Origin of the sequence: Kribbella sp. CCNWLW201 (assembly GCF_037203805.1) — a bacterium.
Taxonomy (GTDB): Bacteria; Actinomycetota; Actinomycetes; order Propionibacteriales; family Kribbellaceae; genus Kribbella.
Genome location: NZ_JBBCBQ010000011.1, coordinates 12,811 through 32,413, shown reverse-complemented (window position 1 = coordinate 32,413; position 19,603 = coordinate 12,811). Strand labels below are relative to the sequence as shown.

Annotated in this window: 21 protein-coding genes; 14 read left to right on the top strand and 7 right to left on the bottom strand. The window is 68.3% G+C overall.

Annotated features, from left to right (window positions below; all coding sequences use genetic code 11):
- Nucleotides 1-15 precede the first annotated feature (15 nt).
- From V9K99_RS34575 to V9K99_RS34565, 3 genes are read right to left on the bottom strand one after another with little or no spacing between them, the layout of a single operon-like run.
- A complete protein-coding gene (locus tag V9K99_RS34575) occupies nt 16-1,053 on the bottom strand; it encodes a YlbL family protein (RefSeq protein ID WP_337009411.1) in 1,038 nt (345 codons plus the stop codon).
- A complete protein-coding gene (locus tag V9K99_RS34570) occupies nt 1,050-1,529 on the bottom strand; it encodes a hypothetical protein (protein ID WP_337009410.1) in 480 nt (159 codons plus the stop codon). Before V9K99_RS34570 ends, V9K99_RS34575 begins: the two co-directional genes overlap by 4 nt.
- Before the next feature lie 30 nt (nt 1,530-1,559).
- Complete coding sequence (locus V9K99_RS34565; RefSeq protein WP_337009408.1) at nt 1,560-1,985, bottom strand: molybdenum cofactor biosynthesis protein MoaE; 426 nt, start codon at nt 1,983-1,985, stop codon at nt 1,560-1,562.
- Between the two features lie 546 nt (nt 1,986-2,531).
- Here V9K99_RS34565 and V9K99_RS34560 point away from each other — a divergent pair.
- From V9K99_RS34560 to V9K99_RS34550, 3 genes are all read left to right on the top strand, one after another.
- Nucleotides 2,532-3,833, top strand: a complete 1,302-nt coding sequence (locus V9K99_RS34560) for a zinc-dependent metalloprotease (protein WP_337009406.1) — start codon at nt 2,532-2,534, stop codon at nt 3,831-3,833.
- 422 nt (nt 3,834-4,255) lie between these two features.
- Entirely contained in the window at nt 4,256-4,822 is a 567-nt protein-coding gene (locus V9K99_RS34555; RefSeq protein WP_337322852.1) for an NUDIX hydrolase, read from the top strand.
- 151 nt (nt 4,823-4,973) lie between these two features.
- The gene (locus V9K99_RS34550) at nt 4,974-5,771 is read left to right on the top strand and encodes a ferritin-like domain-containing protein (RefSeq protein ID WP_337009402.1); all 798 of its coding nucleotides are present in this window, start codon (nt 4,974-4,976) and stop codon (nt 5,769-5,771) included.
- Nucleotides 5,772-6,513: 742 nt separating this feature from the next.
- Here the strand turns inward: V9K99_RS34550 and V9K99_RS34545 are convergent.
- A complete protein-coding gene (locus V9K99_RS34545; RefSeq protein ID WP_337009400.1) occupies nt 6,514-7,125 on the bottom strand; it encodes a DUF2064 domain-containing protein in 612 nt (203 codons plus the stop codon).
- Complete coding sequence (locus V9K99_RS34540) at nt 7,122-7,529, bottom strand: winged helix-turn-helix transcriptional regulator (RefSeq protein ID WP_337009398.1); 408 nt, start codon at nt 7,527-7,529, stop codon at nt 7,122-7,124. Before V9K99_RS34540 ends, V9K99_RS34545 begins: the two co-directional genes overlap by 4 nt.
- A gap of 106 nt (nt 7,530-7,635) precedes the next feature.
- On the opposite strand from V9K99_RS34540, the gene V9K99_RS34535 reads away from it, so the two are divergent.
- A complete protein-coding gene (locus tag V9K99_RS34535; protein ID WP_337009396.1) occupies nt 7,636-8,568 on the top strand; it encodes an NADP-dependent oxidoreductase in 933 nt (310 codons plus the stop codon).
- Here the strand turns inward: V9K99_RS34535 and V9K99_RS34530 are convergent.
- Together V9K99_RS34530 and V9K99_RS34525 are read right to left on the bottom strand one after the other, a co-directional pair.
- Entirely contained in the window at nt 8,524-9,273 is a 750-nt protein-coding gene (locus tag V9K99_RS34530; protein WP_337009394.1) for a response regulator transcription factor, read from the bottom strand. The genes V9K99_RS34535 and V9K99_RS34530 overlap by 45 nt on opposite strands.
- A 245-nt stretch (nt 9,274-9,518) precedes the next feature.
- Complete coding sequence (locus V9K99_RS34525; protein WP_337009392.1) at nt 9,519-10,223, bottom strand: A24 family peptidase; 705 nt, start codon at nt 10,221-10,223, stop codon at nt 9,519-9,521.
- A 272-nt stretch (nt 10,224-10,495) separates the two neighbouring features.
- On the opposite strand from V9K99_RS34525, the gene V9K99_RS34520 reads away from it, so the two are divergent.
- The 10 genes from V9K99_RS34520 to V9K99_RS34475 all read left to right on the top strand — a co-directional run bounded on the left by V9K99_RS34520 (nt 10,496) and on the right by V9K99_RS34475 (nt 19,594).
- Nucleotides 10,496-10,681, top strand: a complete 186-nt coding sequence (locus tag V9K99_RS34520; protein WP_337009390.1) for a Flp family type IVb pilin — start codon at nt 10,496-10,498, stop codon at nt 10,679-10,681.
- 101 nt (nt 10,682-10,782) lie between these two features.
- Nucleotides 10,783-10,962 (top strand): Flp family type IVb pilin, encoded by a 180-nt coding sequence (locus V9K99_RS34515; RefSeq protein ID WP_337009388.1) that lies wholly within the window; start codon nt 10,783-10,785, stop codon nt 10,960-10,962.
- A 201-nt stretch (nt 10,963-11,163) separates the two neighbouring features.
- Complete coding sequence (locus tag V9K99_RS34510; protein ID WP_337009386.1) at nt 11,164-11,532, top strand: TadE/TadG family type IV pilus assembly protein; 369 nt, start codon at nt 11,164-11,166, stop codon at nt 11,530-11,532.
- Nucleotides 11,520-12,626 (top strand): TadE/TadG family type IV pilus assembly protein, encoded by a 1,107-nt coding sequence (locus V9K99_RS34505; RefSeq protein ID WP_337009384.1) that lies wholly within the window; start codon nt 11,520-11,522, stop codon nt 12,624-12,626. Before V9K99_RS34510 ends, V9K99_RS34505 begins: the two co-directional genes overlap by 13 nt.
- A gap of 25 nt (nt 12,627-12,651) precedes the next feature.
- Nucleotides 12,652-13,473, top strand: coding sequence for a Flp pilus assembly protein CpaB (cpaB, locus tag V9K99_RS34500; RefSeq protein WP_337009382.1), 822 nt, complete (start codon nt 12,652-12,654; stop codon nt 13,471-13,473).
- Between the two features lie 11 nt (nt 13,474-13,484).
- Nucleotides 13,485-14,660, top strand: coding sequence for an AAA family ATPase (locus V9K99_RS34495; protein ID WP_337009381.1), 1,176 nt, complete (start codon nt 13,485-13,487; stop codon nt 14,658-14,660).
- Nucleotides 14,660-16,066: a CpaF family protein gene (locus tag V9K99_RS34490; protein ID WP_337009379.1), complete on the top strand. Its 1,407-nt coding sequence runs from the start codon at nt 14,660-14,662 to the stop codon at nt 16,064-16,066. The genes V9K99_RS34495 and V9K99_RS34490 overlap by 1 nt, the downstream gene beginning before the upstream one ends.
- Entirely contained in the window at nt 16,063-18,018 is a 1,956-nt protein-coding gene (locus V9K99_RS34485; RefSeq protein WP_337009377.1) for a VWA domain-containing protein, read from the top strand. The genes V9K99_RS34490 and V9K99_RS34485 overlap by 4 nt, the downstream gene beginning before the upstream one ends.
- Nucleotide 18,019: 1 nt before the next feature.
- Nucleotides 18,020-18,934 (top strand): type II secretion system F family protein, encoded by a 915-nt coding sequence (locus tag V9K99_RS34480; protein ID WP_337009375.1) that lies wholly within the window; start codon nt 18,020-18,022, stop codon nt 18,932-18,934.
- 6 nt (nt 18,935-18,940) lie between these two features.
- Nucleotides 18,941-19,594, top strand: a complete 654-nt coding sequence (locus V9K99_RS34475) for a methyltransferase family protein (RefSeq protein ID WP_337009373.1) — start codon at nt 18,941-18,943, stop codon at nt 19,592-19,594.
- Nucleotides 19,595-19,603: the final 9 nt, after the last annotated feature.

The window sequence follows — 19,603 nt, the reverse complement described above, 5'->3', positions numbered from 1 at the left end:
ATACGTTCAGGTGGTTCACGGCGTACATGTCGGGACTGCTCCGGTTCCATCGCCGATGGCCTTCAGGGCGCTGATCGCCTCGTTCAGAGTGGTGATCTTCACCAGCTGGATGTCCTTCACGTCCGCGTGCAGTGCGGCCTCGCAGTTCGGCCCGGGGACCAGGAACACGGTGGCACCGTCCTCCTTGGCACCGGCGATCTTCTGCTGGATCCCGCCGATCGCGCCGACCTGGCCGAGTGCGTCGATCGTCCCGGTGCCGGCGACGTGCTTGCCGGCCAGCAACGCGCCCGGTGTCAGTTTGTCGTAGATGGCCAGCGCGAACGCCGTACCGGCACTCGGGCCGCCGATGTCCTGGCCCAGGTTGACCGTCACCTTGACCGTCGATTCGACGCCGATGGTGATGCCGACCATCGGGCGGGTGGCCTCTCCCGGCGTGGCCGCGGTCTTCAGCTGCACGGTCTGCTCGGCGTTGTCGCGACGGATCAGGAAGACGACGTTCTCGCCCACCTTGTGCTTGCGGACGAGCTCGCCGACCTGCGGGACCTGCGACACCGTCACTCCGTCGACCGCGAGAACGACATCGCCCGGCTTCAGCTTGCCGTCCGCCGGGGTCTCCTTCCCCACCGTCGAGACCTTCGGGTGGAACGGCACCTTCGCCGCCTGCAGAGCGGCCGCGATCGCGCTGTCCTGCGATCCGGTCATCTCCGCCGTGTTCTGCTCCTCGACCTCGTCGGCGCTCGTGTCCGGCGGGTAGATGATGTCGCGCGGGAACAGGTCGTGATGCGGGTCGAGCCAGTTGCGCATCGCCTGCGGCAGGGTGAGTTCACGCTCCGGAGACGTGACCGACACTGTGGTCAGGTCGAGCTGGCCGGAGGTCGGGAACGTCTCGTGCCCGGTGATCTCGATGACCGGCTTGCCCTTCGACTCGCCGAGGGTGTCCCGCACCGGCCCCGGGCTGAACGAGACGAACGGCACCGGGAAGGCGGTGACCAGCCCGAGCGAGATGACGAGCACGATGATCGAGGCGACCAGCGTGGCGGTGCGACGTGTCACGAACCCTGCCCTGCGATGTTGGTGGAACCGAACGTCTCGGCCGAACCGAGCTTCCTGGTCACGGCAAGCGCCCCTGCTGATTCCAACGCGCCAGCAACCCCAACCGTCCCGGATCCACCGAATCCAGTCCTCCCGGCACCACTCGCCGTACCGGTCGCGCGGAATTTCGCGGCGCTCGAGGTGCGGGTGGAGCCTTGGGGATCCGGAGGGGTGGGGTTCGCGGCCGACTCGGATCTCGGCGTGGGTGAGTCAACTGCCGGGTTCTTGGGGGTACGGCGGCGGAGTCCTCGGCGGCGTTTCGGGGTTGCCCGTGGTCCCGGCGCGGCGAGTGCTTCGTTGAAGCGGCGGAAATCCTCGACCGATGCGAAGGCACCGCCGGACCGGCGCGGTCCACGGCTCCGCCCGCGCCACGCTGCCCAGCACATCGCCAGGAGCGTGGCGACCAGCGGGAACGCCAGCCACGCCAAAACCTTCATCCGGCCACCTTCATGCGCCCAGCGTACGTGTCAGTGAGCGCCGACCCACTCGCTGGCACCGTCGCTGAAGTGCTGGTGTTTCCAAATCGGGACCTCGGCCTTGAGATCGTCGATCAGCCGCCGGCACGCGGCGAACGCGACATCGCGATGCGAGGCCGCCACGGCCACGATCACGGCGGCGTCGCCGATCTTCAGGTCCCCGGTCCGGTGTACGGCGGCCAGCGCGGTCACAGCGGGGTCGTCGCAGACACGCTGCGCGACCGTCCGCAGGTGCTCCAGCGCGTCCGGGTGAGCCTCGTAGCTCAGCCGGTCAACCGGCTTCGCGTCGTCGTGGTTGCGCACAGTACCGATGAAGAGAGCAGTCCCACCGGCGGTCGGGTCAGAGACAGCGGCCAGCACTTCCTCGCTGGACAGCACACCCTCACGGATGTCCAGCAGCCTGATCGCGTCGCTCATCGTCCCTCACTCCCACCGGGAAACCACCCCACAAATACCACGCCAAACCCCCACCCCCTCAATTCTCTCTCGACCTCCTCCCCACCCCACCCCGCCCCCGCCCCTCATCTCCACCATCCGCCCTACCTCTGACCCACCCCTCACCCCCGTCCATCCACTCCCCACCCACAGTTCCGGCCCGCCCACACCCACTCCACTCACCCGCGGCCCCGGCCCGCCGCACCCGCAGCACCTGTCGGCTCGGACCGCGCCGTACCGCATCCACTCCGCACCTGCCGGCGGCGACTCCGCCGTACTCGTGTCCACTCCCCGACTGCGGATCCGTCGTACGGCCCGCAGCTTCGCGGTCGGCGCCCGGTCGGTCGGATGCCCTACGCCGGCTGCGGCTGCCGCGTCAGGAGGGCTGTGGTGTTGGGGGCTCGGGGAGAAGTCAGGGGTCTGCCAGGGGCTAAGTGGAGGGGTAATGCGTTCGCCGGAGGCGGAACCGGCGGGTGGAACCAGTACGTTGGAGTAGTACGCCCCACCCGCACAGGAAGGCCCACTCCGATGAGCGACGAACCGGACAACCCGTTCAAGGGAACTCCGTTCGAGGCCATGTTCCAGCAGTTCTCCGGAGCGGCCGGCGCGGGCGGCGCCCCCGACCTGAACGCGATCTTCGCCCAGGTCCAGCAGCTGCTCAGCGGTTCCGGCGACGGCAAGCCGGTGAACTGGGATCTGGCCAAGGACATCGCCCGCAAGACCGTCTCCGCGGGCGGCGACCGATCCATCACGCCGACCGACTCGGACCGGGTCGCGGACGCGGTCCGGCTGGCCGAGCACTGGCTGGACGAGGCGACCACTTTGCCGGAGGCGTCCACGACTTCCGCGGCCTGGAGCCGCGCGGAGTGGGTGGAGAACACCCTGCCGGTCTGGCAGACGATCGTCGACCCGGTCGCCGAGCACGTCGCCGGTGCCATGGGCAACGCGCTGCCGGCCGAGGCTCAGCAGCTGGCGGGGCCGATGGCGGGCATGCTGCGGCAGCTGGGTGGTTCCATCTTCGGTGCGCAGGTCGGTCAAGGGCTGGGTGAGCTGGCCGGCGAGGTCGTGAGCTCGTCCGACATCGGACTGCCGCTCGGGCCGACCGGACAGGCCATCCTGCTCCCGGACAACGTTGCGAAGTTCGCTGAGGGGCTGGGGCTGGCCGACGAGGACGTCCGGCTGTACTTGGCGCTGCGCGAGGTCGCCCACCAGCGTCTGTATGCCGGGGTGCCGTGGCTTCGCCAGCACGTACTTGCCGCAGTGGCGGACTACGCCGCGGGCATCGAGGTCGACACGGGCAAGATCGAGCAGGCGATGTCGGGCATCGACCCGCAGAACCCGGAGGCCATGCAGGAAGCCCTCGCGGGCGGGCTCTTCGAGCCGGAGGACTCCGAGCAGCAGAAGGCGGCTCTGGTTCGGCTCGAGACCGCGCTCGCGTTGGTCGAGGGCTGGGTGGACGACGTCGTACGGCAGGCCACGAAGGACCGGATGCCGGCGGCTGTGCAGTTGGCGGAGACGGTACGGCGGCGTCGGGCCGCGGGTGGTCCGGCGGAGCAGACGTTCGCCACGCTGGTCGGCCTCCAGCTCCGGCCGCGGCGGCTTCGCGATGCGGCGAACCTGTGGGCTGCGGTACGCGATGCGCGCGGCGTCGATGGTCGCGACGAACTCTGGTCGCACCCCGACCTCCTGCCGAGCGCCTCCGACCTGGACGACCCGATCGGCTTCGCCCAGCACGCCGGCGAACTGGCCGACATCGACATCACCGACTTCCTCCCCGACGAAGGCACCCAGGAAGGTGACCAGGGCAACAACCCCGACACCCCGAAGTAAACCGCCTGACCTCCGACCGGGACGTAACGGCCCCTTGAGGCGTTGGGGCGGGGGCGTTGCGGCCTCTTGACGGGTTGGGTTGGGGGGGACGGCGTGCGGCCCCTTGACGGGCGGGGCGGGGGCGTCCGATCCCTTGACGGGTCGGGGACGGTGTGCGATCCCTTGACGGGCGGGGCGGGCGCGTCCGATCCCTTGACGGGTTGGGGGGACGGCGTGCGGCCTCTTGCGGCGTTGGGAAGAGGGCGCGCGGCCTCTCGTGCGGTTGGGGCGACGGCGTACAGCCTCGGGTTGACGGGACGGCGTACAGCTTCGTGCGGTTGGGGCGACGGCGTACAACCTCGTGGGTTGACGGGACGGCGTACAGCCTCGTGGGTTGACGGGTGGGCGTGCGGGGTCTTGAGGGGGTGGGGGAGACTGGCGGGGTGCTTCTTGGGGATGCTGTGCGGACGTTGGAGGGGTGGGGTGCGCCTGATGGGGTGCAGGGGGAACTGCGGGCGCATTACCTGCGGCATCTGGGTGAGCGGGCGGATGGGATGTGGCGGAGTTGCCGGCCGGAGCATGTGACGTCGAGTGCTCTGGTGGTTGATGCGTCGGGCAGCCGGGTGCTGCTGACGTTGCACAAGGTTGTCGGGCAGTGGCTGCAGCTCGGTGGGCATTGCGAGGTCGGTGACACGACGCTGGCGGGTGCTGCTCTGCGGGAGGCTGCGGAGGAGTCCGGGCTGACGGGGCTGTCGATCGACCCCAGTCCGCTTCAGTTGTCGCGGCATCAACTGTTGGCTGGTGGGTGCGCGGGTGCGTTCCATTTGGATGTTCAGTTCCTGGTGACTGCCACCGAGACGACTGACTTCGTGGTCAGCGAGGAGTCGGAAGACCTCGCGTGGTTCGCGATGGACGCGCTGCCGGCCGGGGCAGACCACACGGTCGAGGATCTGGTCGGCAGGGCTCGGCAACGACTTGCTCTTGTCTCAGGTGGAGATATCCGCGGTTGATCGAGGCGGGCGACTGCCCGGAAACCGCCGTACGCACGTGGCGGGGTCCTGGTCGGCAACGTGATGACGGAGTGTCGGTGCCGCGCCGTAGGCTCGTTGTCACTCGTCGGATCGCGGCCATCCGGTCGCCCCAGTGTGCCGAAGGATCTCCGTGAGCTTCGACATCGATCACTACGCCCAGACCTCGACCCGCATCCGCTGGGACGACCTCGACATGGCCTCGTTCGAGACCCGGCCGCTGTCCGACGACACGTTGCGCTGCCTCAGCTACATGAGCGACGTGGAAACCCACACGGTCTGCTACCTGCGCGATCTGCTCGTCACACCCTCGCACGCCGATCCCGAGGTCACCGTCTTCCTGACGATGTGGAACCTCGAGGAGTACTGGCACGGCGAGGTGCTGGACGAGGTGCTCGAGCGGCACGGTGTCCCGACCGGGCCTGAGCACACTCGCGCCGTGCGTTCCCGGCTCGGCTGGCGTGACCGGCTGGCGCCGATCCGGCAGTCGCTGCTGGCGAACGTCGTCGGCGAGGACTTCATCGCCACCCACATGGCGTGGGGTGCGATCAACGAGTGGTGTGCGCATTCGGCGTACACGCGGGTGATCCAAGCCGAGAGGCATCCGGTACTGACCGAGATCCTGAAGCGGATCGCCAGGCAGGAGACCCGGCACGTCGCGTTCTACAACAGCCAAGCGCGGGATCGACTGCTGCGTAGCAAGAAGGCGCAGAGGATCGCCCGGTTCGCGCTGTCGAGGGCGTGGGGCATCGTCGGCTCGACGATCATGCCGCCGGACGAGGTGAAGCACATGCTCACCTATCTGTACGGCGGTGAGCAGGGCCTGGCCGAGGTTCGCCGGATCGACGCCAAGATCGACGCCCTGCCCGGCCAGCAAGGGCTGCACATCGTCGAGAAAGAACTGATCAAGTACGGCGTCATCCCCGCCTGATCGCCGTAGCTCTATCAGTTGCTGAGGGCATGCGTTTGTGCGACTGATGCAGGCGGCCGCGGGCCGGCCGGCTGACCGACCCGCGCGCCACCAAACGGTCCTCCAAGAAGTCCCGTCCTACTGCTGTCCCCGTGATTCCCCGCTGCACTGCGATCCCCGTGATCCCCCGCCGTACTGTAGCCCCCCGTGTTTTCCCCCCGCCGTACTGCGATCCTCGTGAATCCCCCGCTTTACTGCTGTTCCCCAGGTGTCCCCGTCGAACTGCAGCCCCCGTGGTTCCCCGCCGTACTGCGATCCCCTGGATCCCCCGCTTCGCTGCAGTTCCCGGTTGTCCCCGTCGAACTACAACCCCGTGAATCCCCCCCGTTTTACTGCGATCCCCGTGATCCCCCCGCCGTACTGCTACCCCCGTAGCTCTGCTGTCCCCCCGCCGTACTGGTGTCCTCGGACTGCCGGTCCCCGTCACCGGCAGCACGTCCCGCATCCCCGTGAGTTCCCCGTATCTGCCCACTACTGCTTGTTGTTGCCCACTCCCCCCGTCGTGCCGCGATCCCCGTTCTCGCAGCACGTTCCAACTGGTGCACTCCCCCATGAAGTCCCCCGCAGCACCGCATTTCAGCCGTCCCCCGCTGGTGTCGGGTACCGCCCCTGAACGGCATCGACACCAGTGCGGCGACGGCTGAACATCCCCCAGAAGTTCCCCGCTGCCTGATGAACGAGCGAGTTCGAGGAAGGTGACGGGTCAGGGGTGACGAAGTATGGAACGGGTCGCGTCCCAGCCTTCGAGGCCGGGATCCAGTCGCGCTATGTCAGCAGCCGATTGCAATCTGTGCCAGCCAGGCCCGATAGCCACGGCGTGACGGCGAGGCTTGACGGACTCGAGGTCGGACAGGCGAGTGTCGAAGGTCGGTGCGGCAGCCACGACCCAGTCGGCGGTGGGCACGTTGACTCCGATCGCCGCGAGCGTCCCGTCCTCGGCCGGGGTCACCGCAACGTCGGCGTTGCTGAGCGCACGAAAGAGCTTGCCGATCAGCAGCCCTGGCAGGTCCGGTACGTCGTGGCTGACGGCGACCACCGCAGCAGCCGGCCCAGCCAGAGCTACCGCATCCAAGACCGGACGTGCAGCATCAACGGCATAGACGGATGTCCCAGGCCAAGTGAGAGCGCCCACCTCAGCCACAGCCGCGTCATCACCACCCGCAACGGCCACGGTCACGTCTACCCGGTCCAGCGCGGCCAGCACTTCGTACGTGTCCTCAGCCAGCGCGAGCCGCCACGCCTCGGGGTCCCGGCCTGGTGGCGCCCAACTACCGCTGGCAGGCACGACCATCACGACCACTCGTCGATCCGTCACGCTGAGGCGCTCACATCGTCGTACTGGCTGCGGGCGGCGGCCACCTGTGGCATGTGGTTCTCGGCCCAGCCTTTGATGGACGCGATCAGCGGCAGCAGGGTCTGGCCTAGCGGAGTCAGTTCGTAGTCGACGCGGACCGGTACGGACGGGGTCACCGAGCGACTGAGCAGGCCGTCCCGTTCGAGGGAGCGCAGGGTCTGGGTGAGCATCTTCTGACTGACGCCGGCGATGCGACGGGACAGGTCCGAGTACCGCTGCGGGCCGTCGGCGAGCGCGGTGATGATCAGCGTCACCCACTTGTCGCTGATCCGGTCGAGCAACTGTCTGGCCGGGCAGGCGGCCAGGAACGCGTCGTACTCGCGGGCTGCGTCCTCCCGGCGCTGAGCGGCGGTACGCGTCGGCATGGCTCTCCTTACCGTGCGGTACGCACTTCGAAGTACCTACTTCCCCGCAGAGAGTAGCTCTCCGAGAGTGAGGTCACCAACAACCACTGCGAAGGAGAGAAAGACTATGCGCGCACTCGTGGCCCGGCGGCTCGACGGGCCCGACGCCCTCGAAGTGATCGAGACGCCGATGCCGGAACCGGCTCGCGGACAGGTCCGGATCAAGGTGGCCGCCGCCGCGGTCAACCCGGTCGACGTTGCGGTCAGCAACGGCAAGGCGGTCCAGTACGGCGTGACGGCGCCGCGCGATCAGTTCGGTCTCGGCTGGGATGTCGCCGGGATCGTCGATGCAGCCGGCCCAAGCACAGACATCCCACCGGGTACGCCGGTGATCGGGCTGGCGGACCTGCTCGGGCAGTCACTGAAGACGCATGCGGAGTACGTCGTACTCGACGCAGATGCGGTCGCACCGGCACCAAAGGATGTCGACCTGATCCAGGCGTCCACCATCGCACTCAATGCCCTGACAGCGCTGCAAGCACTCAAGGCCCTCAACACGAGCCCTGACCAGACACTGCTCGTCACAGGCGCGGCCGGCGGCGTTGGCGGGTACGCGGTCGAGCTCGGCAAGCACCTAGGCCTCACAGTGATCGCCAGCGCGGGCAACGAGGACGAGGGCCTGGTACGACGCCTTGGCGCGGATCACTTCGTGCCACGGTCGGTGGACCTGGCAACCGCAGTACACGCGATCGTTCCAGCCGGCGTGGACGCCCTGGTGGATGCCGCGGTACTGGGCATCGCAGCCCAGGAGGCAGTCCGCAACCGCGGCAGGCACGCACACGTGCAAGCAGGACCCTGCCCACCCCACCTCCGAGGCATCACCGTCGAGCAGATCTTCGTCCACGCGAACCGGGCCGAGCTGGCGGAGCTGGTGCAGCTACACGAGACCGGAGCGATCTCAACCCGCGTTGCCGGTACCTACTCACTGGACGAGGCTGCAGCGGCGTACGAGCAACTAGCGAAGGGCGGCGTACGCGGCAGGCTGGTCCTGGTCCCGTGAACTAGGCGACGCGAGGAGCTCCGGCTTGATCAGGCCGAGGCGGAGGGCGGCCATTATCGCGTTGGCGCGGTTGGTGGCGCCCAGCTTCTCGTAGAGCCGGGACACGTAGGTCTTGGCCGTCGAAAGGCTGACGAACATCGTGCCCGCGATCGCCGCGACCGAATGGCCGGCGACCAGGAGGGACAGAACCTCCTGCTCCCGCGGACTGAGCGCCATCCCCTTGGCTGCAAGGGCGCCGACAACTTGAGCAGGGCCGCTTGCAGGCTGCCCGCCGGCGACGTGGCCGCGGCGCGCCAGCGCGTGCATGAGGCCGGTCGCGGTGAACGAGGCCGCGGCCACCGCGGCGTGCCGGATCGCCCCGAGCACCTCGGCGTTCGGGGCGGTCTTGCCGACGAAGGCGGACACGCCGGTCTCCAGGGCCCGGAAGAGTACGTCGTCCTCCGCCTGAGCCGTGAGTACGACGATGCCGAGCTCGGCGTGGCGGTCGCGGAGTTCACGGGCCAGGCGGAGTCCGTCGGCATCCGGCAGCGCGACGTCGAGCACCACCACGTCCGGATTGGTGGATGCGACGAGGGCCGGCGCGTCGGCCGCCAGGCCGCATTCGCCGACGATGGTGATGTCGGCATCGGTGCTGACGAGCCGGATCAATCCGTATCTCGTCAGCGTGTGGCCGTCGACGACGACGACCGAGATCGAGTTCTGCATGGCCCTTGCCCCCCGTGAGATCTCTCCCAACGCCCCCCAGGCGGAGAGTGACTGAAGTCACCTACTGTCACTATGATCGGTTCCCGCGTACACGCCGTTACGCAAAACTTGCGGGTGCTTTCCACCCATCTAGTTGAACGCTTGGTGACCAAGTTCCAGCAGGTGTTTCAGCACGGTAAGTAACAACAAGCCGGGGCGGCTAGGGACTTTGGACCCTAATTTCGCACCCGTCAGGCGCGGAAGGATCAGGCCGAGGCGAGGATGGCGACGAGGGCGCCGGTGAGCATGAACGGGCCGAAGCTGATGTCGTGCTTGAGCGTGATCCGCCGTACGGCGAGGAGCACGAGGCTGACCAATGCCATCAGGACGAAGCCCAAGGCCGCCCCGGTGAACACTGCCGGCCAGCCCAGCCAGCCGAGCGCGATGCCCAGTCCGCCGGCGAGCTTGATGTCGCCGCCGCCGAGCTGTCCCCGGCTCGCGAGCGCAAGGATCAGGTAGCCGCCGCCGAGCGCCACTCCGCCCAGCACCGCGCGGAGCAACTTCGCCGGGTGTCCGTCGACCAGCGCCGCGAGTCCGAACAGGGCGATCAGCCCTGGATACAGCGGCAGGGTCAGCCGGTCAGGCAGCCGCTTGACCGCGATGTCGATGGCCCCCAAGGCCACCCCCAGCGCCCCGAGAAGCGCGAACGCGGCTGCATCGGGGAGACCGGCGAATCGGCCCAGCAGCAAGGCAAGCACCGTGGCGGTGACCAGCTCGAGGACGAGCGGCACGCCGTACCAGCTGTGACAGTGCGCGCAGCGGATCCGTCCGCTGACGGGCGTCGCGCACCGCGGGCACGCGGTACGGGCAGACTCGCCGGACGCAACCGACAGCCGGAACACGGTGCTGCGCAGCACCATGCCGGCGACGAAGCCGATCACCCCTCCGGCGACTGCCCACGCGATGTTCATACCGGCGAACGTAACGACGCCCTGGCCATCCAAGGAACCAGGCGGCCGCAGAACTGACCGACCGGCGACGGATGCCGACCGTTCAGCCGACAGTGTCGGCCAATCGCCCGACAAGGGTGTCGTCCGGTGTCGTCCATCGGCCATCGCTTCTGGCCGAATGACCGATGCCGCGACAAGGCAACGATCCAGCACAGTTCCGGTACCGAGCGGCAAAGCGTCGTTCGACCAATCCGGTGGAGCACGACGCCCGCCGACCGAACAAGGAGTTCCACATGCTCAACTACCTGACCACCCACCTGCAGTCCTTCACCAAGCAGCTGCGGCGCGACGAGCGCGGCGCGACCATGGTCGAGTACGGCCTGCTGGTTGCCCTGATCGCCGTCATCGTGGTTCCCGCGCTGCTGATCCTGGGCCCGGCCATCTTCGGCCTGTTCAACGGTGTCGCCGGCAACCTCTGATCGTTCTGGGCGTCGGCCAATCCACTCAGTCCGATCGCGTGGGTGGTGCGGCCCGGCCAGTCCGGCCGGGTCGCCACCACCCCACACAGGGAGGAGTTTCGATGCTCCATCTCGTGGGGTTCGGCAGAGCTGTTGTCCGGTCGGTGCGTCACGACCGTGGCGCGACCATGGTCGAGTACGGCCTGCTGGTGGTGCTCATCGCGGTCGTCGTCGTACCAGCTCTCATCGTCCTCGGCCCGGCAGTCGCCGCTTGGTACACGGGCGTCATCGGCAACCTCTGAAAGCCCCGGCTGCCGGCGAAAACGCAGGCTGCCAACGAACGCATCTCATCAATGGGAGAACTCATGTATCCGAGACGAGGGACCCGCGGCGGGGAAACTCACCACGGCCGTGTATCCCGCATCCGGCCAGCGGCATGGGTACGCCGCACGTCCCCCTCGTCGGTACATGGGGGCAGCAGCGCGGACCGCGGCGCCGCCGCTGTGGAGTTCGCGCTTCTGCTCCCCTTGCTGCTGCTGATCGTGCTGGGCATCGTCGACTTCGGCCGGATGCTCAACGCACAGGTGACTCTCACCCAGGCCGCACGCGAGGGTGCTCGACTCGTCGCGCTGGGGCAGCCGAACGTGCCGGGCCGGACGCAGGCCGCCGCGACCGGGCTGAGCCCAGTGGGTGTGGCGATTCAGTCAGCCTGCCCCACCGGCGCCGGCCCAGCCAGTAACGGCGCTGTCCAAACCAGCTACACCTTCCAGTTCACGCCCGGGCTCGGGTACGTCGTCAGCCTTTTCGGCGGCTCCGGCTTGAGCGGCCAGCTCACCTTGACTGCCCAGGGAGTCATGCCATGCGAGACCTAGTCCCGCCGTTCATCCGGCCGATGATGCGGCTGCTCGGCCGCGACGACCGAGGCGCCTTCGGCGTCCTGGTCGGCATGCTGCTCGGCAGCGGCGTGCTACTCGGCATGGCCGCCCTGGTCATCGACGTCGGCACGCTGTACCAGGAGCGCGCGGAGTTGCAGAACGGCGCCGACGCCGGTTCGATCGCGGTCGCCAAGTCCTGTGTCATCACCAGTTGCGCGCCCGGTACGGCGACCACCTACGCCAACCTCAATGCCAAGGACGGCGTGTCGGCGGTGACTCTGGTGTGCGGCTACGACCTCAACGGCGGTCTGGGCGGCTGCCCGGCGTCCTCAGGCGCCATCTACGACTGCCCGAGTGCTCCGGCGTCCGGCACGAACTATGTCGACGTACACACCGCCACCCTGACCGCCGGCGGTTCCTCGCTGTTGCCCCCGGTGTTCGCTCGCGCGCTGGCAGGAAACGCCGGCTACCAGGGCAGCACGGTTCTCGCCTGCGCCCGCGCGATGTGGGGCCCGGCCATGCAGAGCTCGAAGTCGCTCGCGATGACGCTGTCGCTGTGTGCATGGACGCAGGCCACCGGCGGCACCCCGCCGACCTTCGGCACCGATGTCCGGATCTTCGTCCGCGACGCTCCCAACGCGCCCACGTGCGACGGCCTGAGCAGGCCCGGTGAATTCGGCTGGTTGGACGACGTCGGTGGATGTACGGCGGAGATCGACCTGACGAACAGTGGATACGCCACCGGAAGCGACCCGGGCAAGAACATCTCGCAGGCGTGTCAGGACACGTTGAGGTCGTACCTCGCGAGCGGGGCCCCGATCTTCATCCCGATCTTCGACACGACGACGGGTTCGGGCAGCGGCGCCACCTATCACCTGGTCGGTCTGGCCGCCTTCATCCTCACCGGCTACGCGAACATGAACCCGCTCAAGGACGAGATCCCCTCCGGTTTCAGCAAGGCGGACTGCCCGAACGGGAAGACGACTCCGTCCTGCATCTTCGGACATTTCACCCAGGCACTGGTGCCCGTGACCACCACCGTCGGTGGCGGCACCTACTTCGGTGCCACCGCCATCAAGCTCGCCGGCTAGCTGTGCCTGCGGAAGAGAGAGAACAATGAAACGTCGGGTCATAACCATCGTGCTGGCGGCGACGCTGGCCATCGTCGGAACGCTTGCCGTACTGGTCTATGTGCTTCGCGCGGACGCCCGCGCGGTGGCCGGGCAGCAGGCAGTGACCGTTCTCGTGGTCGACAAGGCGATCCCGTCCGGAACCACGGCCGCCGAGGCCAAATCGAAGCTGCGCAAGGAAACACTGCCGGCCTCCTCGGTGGCGTCCGACGCTCTTTCGGAGATCACCGCGGAGCAGGACGACCTGGTCACCTCGGCCGATCTCAAACCCGGCCAGCTGCTGCTGGGATCGATGCTGGTGTCGGAGGCGCAGGCCACCGGCGACCTCACGATTCCCGACGGCAAGGTGGCGGTCACGATCACGCTCTGCAGCCCGGAGATGGTGGCCGGCAACGTACGAGCCGGATCCGAGGTCGCGGTGTTCGGCACCCTCGTCACCGGTGGCACCGGTGATGTCACCGCACAGCCGAACTGCACCGGCCAGCACAAGCAGCAGGTCGGCAAAGGCATCGGCAACACGCGCGTCGTGATTCCGAAGGTGAAGGTGCTCTCGATCGGCCCGGCAACCCCGCCCACTCCGAAGGATGACGCCAAGGTCACCAACACCACCTTGGCGGCGAGCACTGCCGGCCCTCAGCAGGACATGACGCTGGTCACCTTCGCCGTCAATCAGGACGACGCCGAGCGCCTGATCCTGCTCACCCAGACCGGTCTGCCGTACCTGGCGTTGCTCGGCCCGTCCGCCACGATCAAGCCCGACGACCACATCGTTCCGCAGTTCCCACCGCCGCCGGCGAAGAAGAAGTAAGGAGAACCGCGATGACCATCCTTTGCCAGCCGGCACCGTGGCCGGACGAACTGACCTCGAGCATCGGCGACGGCGTACGGCCGGTCGATGACCTCAGCGCCGCGCTGCAAGCCCTGAGCGACGACCCCGACGAGGACCTGGTCGTGATCGGACCGGAGACCGAGACCGTCGAGGCGCTCCGGTTCACCGAGCACCTGCGCCTGGAGCGACCGACCACCGGCGTCATCCTCGTGCGCGAGTACGTCGACGTCGTACTGCTCACCGATGCACTCCGAGCCGGCGTACGGGAAGTGGTCACGGCCGGCGACCACGTGGCGTTGGCCGCTGCATGCGAGCGTTCGCGTGCGCTGTCCGGACATGTGCGGGCCGAGGTCCGTACCTACGAGGAGCCGGAGCCGACTCATCACGGCAAGGTGGTCACGGTCTTCGCTGCCAAAGGCGGTTGCGGCAAGACCACCATCGCGATCAACCTCGCCGCGGCGCTGGCCGCCGGAGGAGTGCACCGGGTCTGCGTGCTGGACCTCGATCTCTCCTTCGGCGATGTGGCGATCAGCGTCCAGCTCGAACCAGTGCGCACCATCAGCGACGCGTTGACGATGGCCGGTCACCTCGACACGACCGGCGCGGCTTCGCTGCTGACGTCGTACGGGCCCGGGCTGGACATGCTGCTGGCGCCGGTGACGCCGGGCGATGCCGAGAAGATCCCCCCGGCGCTCGTCGGCGAGCTGCTCACCGTCCTGCGCGGGATGTACGACTTCGTCGTCGTCGACACCCCGGCCCAGTTCAGCGAGCACGTGCTCACGGCGATGGATGCCTCCGACCACCACGTGCTGCTGACCACACCGGACACGCCGGCGATCAAGAACCTGCGGATCGCGCTCGACATGCTCGACCTGCTGTCCTACCCGCGCGACATCCGCTCGGTGGTGGTCAACCGCTCCGACTCGAAGGTCGGGCTGTCCTCGAGTGACGTCGACCGCGTGGTGCGCAACCCGATCAGCGCTCAGGTGCCATCCAGCCGCAACGTTCCGATCTCCATCAACAAGGGGACCCCGATCGTGATCGCGACGCCGACTCATCCGGTCAGCCAGGCGATCACCCGGTTCGCCCACGAACGTCTGCTGAGCCAGCCCGCTCCGGCGCGGCACAAGGCCTTCGCCGGACGCCGTGGTGCGGGGAGGCGATGATGAACCTGTCCGAACGGCTGGCCCAGCGGCAAGCGGGCATGGACCAGCAGCCCCAAGCGCCTCGGCCCGCGCCCGCCGGCGCACCAGGCCCGATCGCTGCGGTCCCCCGCCGCGCGGCGCGCAATGCCGACCCCTTCGCGGGCGTGAAGCGCAGCGTCCACCAGGGGCTGCTGGAGGCCTTGGGGCCCAAGCTGTACGACGCCCACCTCGACCAGCGCGAGCTCGAACAGCGGGTCACCCAAACCCTGCAGGCAGTACTGCAGCGCGACGACACCCCGATGACCGCCGCGGATCGCTCGCGGGTCGCCCAGGAGGTCGCCGACGAGATCCTCGGACACGGGCCGCTCGAGCCGTACCTTCGTGACCCCGGCGTCTCCGAGATCATGGTCAACGGCCATGACCAGATCTACGTCGAACGCAACGGGCGGCTGGTCGGGGTCGATGCGGCCTTCACCGACGAGAGTCACCTTCGCCGTACCATCGACAAGATCGTGGCCCGGGTCGGCCGGCGCGTCGACGAGTCCAGCCCGATGGTGGACGCCCGCCTGCCAGACGGCAGCCGGGTGAACGCCGTCGTTCCGCCGATCGCGCTGGACGGATCGATGCTGACGATCCGGAAGTTCGCCGCCGACCCGTTCACCGCCCACGACCTGATCTCTTTCGGTACGCTCACCGCACCGGTCGCCGAACTGCTGAACGCGTGCGTCCACGGCCGGCTGAACATCCTGATCGGCGGCGGCACCGGCTCCGGCAAGACGACGACGCTGAACGTGTTGTCCTCTTTCCTGCCCGATGACGAGCGCATCGTCACGATCGAGGACGCGGCCGAGCTGCAACTGCGGCAGGACCACGTACTGCGGCTGGAGTCGCGGCCGTCCAACGTCGAGGCACGCGGCGAGATCGCGATCCGGGACCTGGTCCGCAACGCGTTGCGGATGCGTCCCGACCGCATCATCATCGGCGAGGTCCGCGACGGCGCCGCCCTGGACATGTTGCAGGCGATGAACACCGGCCACGACGGCTCCATCACCACCGTGCACTCCAACGCGCCGCGCGACTCGCTGTCCCGGCTGGAGACCATGGTGCTGATGGGCGGCGTCGACCTGCCACAGCGGGCGATCCGCGAGCAGATGGCCTCCGCGATCGACCTCATCGTGCACCAGACCCGGCTCAAGGACGGCACCCGCCGGATCACTCACATCACCGAGGTGAACGGCATGGAGGGTGAGGTCATCACCCTGCAAGACCTGTTCCTGTTCGACTTCCATGCCGGAGTCGACGAGCACGGCCGGTTCCGCGGCTCGCTGCGGTCCACCGGCTTGCGCCCGGGGTTCCTCGACCGGCTCGCGGACCGCGGCATCTACCTGCCGCCGTGGATGTTCGGCCTGGAAGAGGTCCCCCGATGACGACGCGACGGAACCGACTGCTCGCCGTCACGGGTGTCCTGTTCGCGGGCTTGGCGGCGGTTGTGCCGGGCGTCGCCCAGGCGGACAGCACCCCGTCGGCCCGGATCGACTCGGTGCAGGTCAGCCCCGGTCATGCCAGCTTCGTACTCACCACCGCCAACGTCCCAGGAAAGCTGGACTCGCGGACCGTCAAGGTCCAGGCGGGCACCACCGAGTTGGCCGCGCGCGTCACTCCGGTCGGCAGCACAACGACTACGGCGGCACCACCGCGCGCGGTGATCATCGTGCTGGACACCAGCGGCTCCATGGCCGGCTCTGGGATCACAGCCGCGCGTCAGGCCGCACTGAGCTACCTGGCCAGCCTGCCGAACGACGTACAGGCGGGTCTGCTCACCTTCTCCGACCAACCTCGGCTGGCCGTGCGGCCCACCACCAACCGCACCTCGGTGCGCAACGCACTGGCTCGTGTGCAAGCCACCGGCGAAACGGCGTTGTACGACGCGGTCCGCTCAGCCGTTGCGACGCTCGATGCCGCCCGGCTCGGTGCATCGGCCCAGCGCAGGCTGGTCGTGCTGTCCGACGGCGTGGACACCTCCAGCAAGGTCGCACTCACGGCGGTCACCCGCCAACTTGCCACCGAGCGCATCCCGGCCGACGTGGTCGCCTTCCGGTACGGCGACGGTGACGCGTCCGCAGCACAGCGAATCGCGTCAGCCGCGGGCGGGCGGGTACTCGCCGCCCAGAGCGCCAGCGAGTTGACGGCGGCCTTCGCTGCCGTAGCGCGCAACTTCACCGCACGTGCGAACGTCGACGTCACCGTGCCGGAGGCACTGGCCGGCCGTCAGGTCATGCTGCGCGTCACTGTCGGTTCGGTCAGCGCAAAGACCTCGGTGACCTTCGCCGTGGTACCTCCGCCACCTGCTACGGCCTCGCCGGCGCCACCGAACACTGCAGAGCAAGGCAGCGCCCACCGAACGTTCTGGTCCTGGCAGCTGTTCGCCTTGCTCGGCGGCGTCTTCGTCGTGGTGTTGCTCGCAGTGGTTCTGTTGCGTTGGCAGGGCGTCAGAGAGGACGCGGCACGCCGATTGGTGCGGCAGGTCGGTCACTACGGACCTCGTCCCGACGTTCAGCAAGCGAACCAGAACGAGAGCGCTGCCGCGCGGACGGCGGTCGGATTCGTCGGCCAGGCGCTGCGCTCCAGCGGCGCCGAGCAAGGACTCGCCCGCCGACTCGATCTCGCCGCTGTGATGCGCAAGCCGGCCGAATGGGCGTTGCTGGCCCTGTGCGGCGGCGTGGCCCTGGTGGTCGCATTGATCCTGCTCGGCGTCAGCCCGCTGCTGAGTGTGCCGATCGGGCTGGTCGCCTGTTGGCTCATCCAGCACCTGTACCTCAGCTTCCGGATCGGGCGGCGTCGTGCAGCCTTCGGTGAGCAGCTCCCGGATGTGCTGCAGCTGATCGTCGGATCGCTGCGCTCCGGGTTCTCGCTGGCACAGTCCATCGATGCCGTCGTCCGCGACGGCACGCAGCCCGCGGCGAGCGAGTTCTCCCGCGCGCTGGCCGAGACCAGGATCGGAGTCGAGCTCGAGACCGGGCTCAACCGAGTCGCGGACCGGATGGAATGCGGCGACCTGCGCTGGGTGGTGATGGCCACCAGGATCCAGCGGGAGGTCGGCGGCAACCTGGCCGAGGTGCTGAAGAACACGGTCGACACCATGCGCGAACGCGCGCAGACCCGCCGCCACGTCCGCGCCATCAGTGCCGAGGGCCGGTTGTCCGGTGTCATCATCGTCGGCCTGCCGATCGTGCTCGGTGCGTGGCTGACGTTCAGCAAACCGCAGTACATGAATCCGCTGTTCACCACACCGGTCGGCCTGATGCTGGTCGCGGGCGGTGCCCTGCTGATCATCATCGGCGCCTTCTGGATCCGCGCCCTGGTCAAAGTGGAGGCGTGAGATGACCACAACCTTGCTCTTGATCGGTGGGCTCACCGCCCTCGGCTTCGCCGTGGTGCTGGCAGTCGTCAGCATCACCGCGCGACCTGCCGAGGACGGCGTGGCCCGGGCGCTCGCCACGATCGACAGTCACTACACCCGGCATGCGGCGGTCGAGGCCGAGCCCAAGCGTGATGCGTTCGCAGCACTGCCCGGATGGTTGCGGGTCATCGCGGTGCGCCTGTCACCATCGGGCATCGGTACGACGCTGCAGCGCCGACTCGACCTCGCCGGCAACCCTTCGGGGTGGACGCCTGACCGAATCCTGGCCGCGAAGGGTCTTGGCCTCTTCATCCTCGGCGGGGCCGGCGCACTGTACGGGTTGCGCACGATCGGCCTGCTCATCGTGGGCGGCGCCGTGGCCGCGACCGCCGGCTTCTTCCTGCCCGACATCCTGCTCTACAACGCCGGCGCCAAGCGCCAGGAGAAGATCCAGAAGGCCTTGCCCGACGCGCTCGACATGCTCACGGTCTGCGTCGAGGCAGGGCTCGGGTTCGACGCGGCGCTGGCGCAGGTCGCCCGCAACACCACCGGCCCGTTGGCCGCGGAGTTTTCCAGGGTTCTGCAGGAGATCCAGATCGGAAAGTCCCGTTCGCAGGCCCTGCGCGCGATGACCGACCGGACGACCGTGCCCGAGTTGCGATCGTTCGTGTCGGCCCTCGTGCAGGCGGGCGAGCTGGGCATCACGATCGCCGACGTACTGCGTGAACAGGCCAAGGAGATGCGGTTGCGGCGCCGGCAGCGCGCCGAGGAGAAGGCGCAGAAGGTGCCGGTCAAGATCCTCTTCCCGCTGGTGTTCTGCCTGTTCCCGTCCATGTTCATCGTCATCCTCGGACCGGGTGCGATCAGCATCGCCCAGGTCCTGTTCAGAAAGTAGCCCGCCATGACCATCCTCAAGCCCGACCACCGCCGGATCGACGCCGGCCGCCTGATCATGGTGCCTGCGGCAACGATGATGCTGGTCGTCGACGCCATCGTCCTGGCGCACGCGGACGGCACCGGGATCACGGGCACGCTGCGGTGGATCGGCACCGCCCTGGTCGCAGCCTTCTACGCGGTGATCATCTGGGCGTATCTGCGCCGCGGACCCGCGAAGGCCACCAGCAAATCGATCACTGCTCACGTCGCAGCGATCACCGCAACCCTGCTGCCGTTCGTCTTTCCGTTGCTCAACAGCGCTACGGTCACCACCAGGCGGGTGCTGGTCGCCGACGTCCTGCTGGTCGCCGGCACGGCCTGGGCGGTCTGGTCGCTCGTCACCCTGGGCAGAAACCTGTCGGTCATCGCCCAGGCCCGCGAAGTCGTCGAGCACGGTCCCTATCGCTGGATCCGGCACCCCTTGTACACGGGCGAGATCGTCTCCTCGCTCGGTCTGGCCATCACCGCGGGCACCACAGCCGCAGCCGGCGCGTGGCTCCTGCTCGTCGCCCTCCAGGTCTACCGCGCCCGAAGCGAGGAGCAAGTCCTGATCGGAGCGCTGCCGACCTACGCGTCCTACCGCACCCGGACCGCCGCCCTACTCCCCGGCGTCTTCTGACCGGTCGAG

What these genes read in the sequence shown, in the direction of transcription:
- V9K99_RS34540 (WP_337009398.1), bottom strand. Translation starts at nt 7,529, where the DNA reads ATGCCGACGCGTACCGCCGCTCAGCGCCGGGAGGACGCAGCCCGCGAG.
- V9K99_RS34520 (WP_337009390.1), top strand. Translation starts at nt 10,496, where the DNA reads ATGCTCAACTACCTGACCACCCACCTGCAGTCCTTCACCAAGCAGCTG.
- V9K99_RS34475 (WP_337009373.1), top strand. Translation starts at nt 18,941, where the DNA reads ATGACCATCCTCAAGCCCGACCACCGCCGGATCGACGCCGGCCGCCTG.
- V9K99_RS34490 (WP_337009379.1), top strand. Translation starts at nt 14,660, where the DNA reads ATGAACCTGTCCGAACGGCTGGCCCAGCGGCAAGCGGGCATGGACCAG.
- V9K99_RS34565 (WP_337009408.1), bottom strand. Translation starts at nt 1,985, where the DNA reads ATGAGCGACGCGATCAGGCTGCTGGACATCCGTGAGGGTGTGCTGTCC.
- V9K99_RS34495 (WP_337009381.1), top strand. Translation starts at nt 13,485, where the DNA reads ATGACCATCCTTTGCCAGCCGGCACCGTGGCCGGACGAACTGACCTCG.
- V9K99_RS34560 (WP_337009406.1), top strand. Translation starts at nt 2,532, where the DNA reads ATGAGCGACGAACCGGACAACCCGTTCAAGGGAACTCCGTTCGAGGCC.
- V9K99_RS34485 (WP_337009377.1), top strand. Translation starts at nt 16,063, where the DNA reads ATGACGACGCGACGGAACCGACTGCTCGCCGTCACGGGTGTCCTGTTC.
- V9K99_RS34505 (WP_337009384.1), top strand. Translation starts at nt 11,520, where the DNA reads ATGCGAGACCTAGTCCCGCCGTTCATCCGGCCGATGATGCGGCTGCTC.
- V9K99_RS34530 (WP_337009394.1), bottom strand. Translation starts at nt 9,273, where the DNA reads ATGCAGAACTCGATCTCGGTCGTCGTCGTCGACGGCCACACGCTGACG.
- V9K99_RS34480 (WP_337009375.1), top strand. Translation starts at nt 18,020, where the DNA reads ATGACCACAACCTTGCTCTTGATCGGTGGGCTCACCGCCCTCGGCTTC.
- V9K99_RS34515 (WP_337009388.1), top strand. Translation starts at nt 10,783, where the DNA reads ATGCTCCATCTCGTGGGGTTCGGCAGAGCTGTTGTCCGGTCGGTGCGT.
- V9K99_RS34570 (WP_337009410.1), bottom strand. Translation starts at nt 1,529, where the DNA reads ATGAAGGTTTTGGCGTGGCTGGCGTTCCCGCTGGTCGCCACGCTCCTG.
- cpaB (WP_337009382.1), top strand. Translation starts at nt 12,652, where the DNA reads ATGAAACGTCGGGTCATAACCATCGTGCTGGCGGCGACGCTGGCCATC.
- V9K99_RS34525 (WP_337009392.1), bottom strand. Translation starts at nt 10,223, where the DNA reads ATGAACATCGCGTGGGCAGTCGCCGGAGGGGTGATCGGCTTCGTCGCC.
- V9K99_RS34535 (WP_337009396.1), top strand. Translation starts at nt 7,636, where the DNA reads ATGCGCGCACTCGTGGCCCGGCGGCTCGACGGGCCCGACGCCCTCGAA.